Source organism: Rhizobium sp. UFLA01-1127, from assembly GCF_059803845.1.
In genome coordinates, this window is the sequence record NZ_JAUQTZ010000252.1 from 1 (window position 1) to 3,767 (window position 3,767).

Sequence of the window (3,767 nt, forward strand, 5' to 3'; positions counted from 1 at the left end):
GCTCTCATGCCCCGGCAGGATGTTGATGTCGCCAGCCGCATTGCCGTTCACGTCGCCATTGGCAGCCGTGATCGACGAGCCGATTATATTGAGATCACCCTTGGTGGCGTTGAGCGTGATGTTGCCGTTCGCGGCGGAGAGCGTCGCACCGACATTGTCCGTCGCGCTCTCTGTGATCGACTTGCTGTGGCTGCCATAGATGGAGATGAATCCGCCACCGAAACCGACACCAATGCCGGATTTCTTGGTCTGCTTGTCGCTCTCGTGCTCTTCCTGCGCTCCCATGATGGTGACAGTCGAACCGGAGAGGCTGAGATTGTCGCCGGCGGCGATCTGCGAGCCAGAGACGACCGTCTCACCGTTAGCAGCCACGTTAACGTTGCCGGAGGCGGAGACGGAGGAGCCGACGGTGTCCTCGTCGTAGGTGTGCGTATGGGTCTTCGACGACGAGAGGAAGCCGCTCTTTTTGCTGTCGGATGTGGTCTCCTTCGTGTCCTTGCCGGAGGCGATGACGATGTTGTCGGCGGCGCTGATATTGGCATTGGCCGTATGAGCCGCATCGCCAGCTGTGACGTCGGAGGCAGACACGGCGACATTGCCACCGCTGGAGGCGACGCCGATGCCGGTCTGGCCGGAGATTGACGAACCCCCTTCGCCGTCGTCGTCGCTTCGCTTGCCTTCTTCGAGCCGGGCTTACTGGAAGAGGAAGCGCTGTCGATCGCTTCGCCGACGGTGACGTCACCCTTGGCAATCAGATTGGCGGTGCCGCCCTTGGCGCCAATATCGGAACCGATGACACTGATGTTGCCGGTATCGGCCTGCACGGTGACGTTGCCGCCCCGCGAGGTGATCGAGGAGCCATTGCTGGTAACGGCCGTGGAGGAGGACTGACCGCCCTTGTAGCCATTGTACGAGCTTGCCGTCGTCTGCGATTGGTTGGTCGTCTGATCCTGCGAGCCGGTGATGGCGATATTGCCGTTCGTCGAGACGATGCCGAGATTGCCGCCAGCCACAAGCGACGAGCCGCCAATCAGCACACCCTGATTGCCCGACACCAGCATGGCGCCGCCGGCGATGAGCGACGAGCCCTGCTGCGTTAGGCTTGTGGTCTTGAGGGTCGTGCCGCGGCTAATATCGACCGTCGTATTCTGAACGCCGGCGGAGATGACGCTGACCGAACCGCTGGAGGAGAGAACGGAGAGGTCGCCGCCGACTTTGGCGGAACTGGCGACGATGTTGACGCCGCTGGTAAATCGTCGCTGCCAGGTGCGCAACTCAGCTGACCAAGTTTTTCGCGCAGTTACGCACCTTCAACGCGTTCCCAAACACCTTTAAATGGAAAATCGGGGGGGATTAGCCTCCAAATTTCACCGGAACCCGCATCCATAAACCAGCGTCCGCCAACAAGGCAGCCTTTTTGATAGCTAAGCAGCGGCGGGATTTCTTGTGCGACTCCTGCTTTCACTTTGTCTTCGACATATCGCACAAATCGAGAGTACTCGTTGGGCGATTGGAACCCGCGAATCTCGTACCAAACGGTTGTTTCCATCAGTTGTTCATCTGCTTCGAGTCTACAACGATCGTAACGCTACCGTCCGACGCCTGCAGGACGTGGTCAAAGCCATTGTTGCTGCCATATTTGCCACCGCTCAATACAGTCAAACCCTGATCGGCCGCGACGGAATCGACGAGTCGCTCGGTCAGCCGATCCATAGGCCGGTGGTTGTCTGGGAATAGCTCCGCGCGTAAATTTTCCCCTTCCTTAGAAGGGCACAGGCTGACTTATTCACCAGAAAGCTTTGATTCTAGGAGCACGCCTCAAAAGCCTTCATGAGAGCGCTTCCGAGTTTTGGGCTGTTCAAATCACATTCGACCGCGTTCCGTTATCTTCATAGTTAATCGAAGGTACCATTTTTACCAGCGTGCCCTCACACTCCAAGCCCACAGCTTTTGCGCCCTTGGCCAAGGTCTTCCAACTTTTCACGCCGGCGGCCTGCAACATTGGCGCTTGAATTGCTTTCCATTCATCTTGGCTCGGGTGTTTTATTCCTTCGGTCGATGCGTTCAGCGCATCCCGTACTCTTTCAGTTAACAACTGAAAATCGGTGTCCTCTACCACAAATACCGGCCCGCTTCCCACCCACACGCCCGCAGTGGTCTTCGAGTACCAGTCGATAAGGACTTTACCTTTTCTCAAAAGGGCTACAGCACGTTTCATGTCTCACCTATGGGTAAATAATCACGTTTGACCTAGGAGGCATAGAGACACCACAAGCCGCCGATCCCGACGATGGGCCGTAGCCCCGAGATAGGTCAGTCGGAGAGCCGGCAGACGTCAAAATCTTTTAAACAAAGTTCGAAGATGCGTTGCTCCCAGTCCTTGAATACGACGACATCGCCTTCCATGTAGGCAGACATGATTACGTCCTCGTGCTCATATTTTTTTTCTTGAGCGAACCCGTACGACAGGAGAATGATCGACAGCTCACACTCCAGCACAATTCCCTCTTTTAATATCCATACAGTGTGAATTTCATCATCCAGCTCGGACAGAGTAATTATTCTATCCTTGATGAAATAAGCCTTTCCACCGCAATATATCGCAACGATTCCATTCGCTCCTACAGAGGTACGTGGATTGAGATACGACGGAAGCCATACCTCTCCGATTTCGCTTTCATTTCGCATTACGCGATAAGCTGTAAGGCCGTCCTCGCTGCTCGATTCTATCAAATCAAATGCAACATTAAGTGCAACAAACGATATATTCGCCACTTTTTTACTCCAACTATCAACGTCCTGGAAGAGCAGTTATGAGACTGATATTGCCGTCTGATGCTATCTGCCATGCCGATTTTACGAGCGCCGTGTTTCCGTTCGGGCCGGTAAGAGCGGAAGTGACCTCAATTTTATTCCCTTTGATAACGGCGCTCCCAAAGTTATTCGCAAGCTGCTGTGTCAAGGCTACCCCCAAATCATCTCCGCTAAAACCGAGCAACCCAACAAAATAACCTCCTTTCCCGACACTATCCTGATTGTAGGATACCTTGCCCAATAGATAATCAAGCTTACCGAAAGGCGTGTTTAGCGGACCGCGGATTGAAATCTTCGATGGATCCAATATTTGGCCATCAGAACGCACGATAAGCTTAGCGCCGCTTTCAGTGGTCCGAGTCGTCGTGACAACTTGCGTCGGCCTCGGTGCCAAAGCGTCAGCGGCACCGGCTAGTATGCTATTCATGAGGTCCCATGGCGCTAAGTTGGCTTCCACTTGGCCAACGGCTTGGTTTCCGCCGGTAATCCCGTCCGAAGCGTTAGCAACGGTAGTCGCTATGTTTTTGTAGGAGTGCTCGCTGACGTAAACCTGGGTCGCCAGATTATAGAGGCTAAGAACCTGAGCGAAATATTGAGCATTGATCGACGTGTCATAGTATGCGCTGCCATTCGCCTGGAAATATTGTTGCCCACAGCTCGTACCTGTAGCGCAGGCCTCCGGCCCCTTCGGTGCGATGCTATCCAGGAATTCGGCAGCTGCATCGTCTTGCTCTAAGCCGGCGCCGGTTACGTCCACTTGTTTAAGTGCTTGTAACGTCAGCATTCCGATTGCGGTATTGACCGCAGCGGGGCTGCAGCCTGACGCGCTGGCGGCATTGCCGCAAAGTCCCTCCTGGTATGCAAACTGTGCTGCGTTGCTCTGAATGAGCGTTGCTTCTGCGATGTGGAGCTGACGATTGTATTTCTCCGCATCGAGCGCGGTTGCGGCACCT

At 54.7% G+C, this 3,767-nt stretch carries 5 protein-coding genes and 1 pseudogene; all 6 read right to left on the reverse strand.

Translation table 11 applies throughout. The features are described 5' to 3' along the window. Positions 1–588, reverse strand: a 588-nt coding sequence (locus tag Q4Q11_RS31200; RefSeq protein WP_498571906.1) for a hemagglutinin repeat-containing protein, incomplete at its 3' end; no start/stop codon positions are given. A gap of 140 nt (positions 589–728) precedes the next feature. Beyond that, positions 729–1,061, reverse strand: a pseudogene (locus Q4Q11_RS31205) (hemagglutinin repeat-containing protein); the annotation flags it as partial. Positions 1,062–1,300: 239 nt separating this feature from the next. Next, positions 1,301–1,549, reverse strand: coding sequence for a hypothetical protein (locus Q4Q11_RS31210; protein ID WP_498571907.1), 249 nt, complete (start codon positions 1,547–1,549; stop codon positions 1,301–1,303). Positions 1,550–1,858: 309 nt separating this feature from the next. Beyond that, positions 1,859–2,218, reverse strand: a complete 360-nt coding sequence (locus tag Q4Q11_RS31215) for a hypothetical protein (RefSeq protein ID WP_498571908.1) — start codon at positions 2,216–2,218, stop codon at positions 1,859–1,861. A gap of 95 nt (positions 2,219–2,313) precedes the next feature. Next, positions 2,314–2,775, reverse strand: coding sequence for a hypothetical protein (locus Q4Q11_RS31220; protein WP_498571909.1), 462 nt, complete (start codon positions 2,773–2,775; stop codon positions 2,314–2,316). 16 nt (positions 2,776–2,791) lie between these two features. Beyond that, the coding region (locus Q4Q11_RS31225) for a hypothetical protein (protein ID WP_498571910.1) at positions 2,792–3,767 on the reverse strand (976 nt) is incomplete at its 5' end.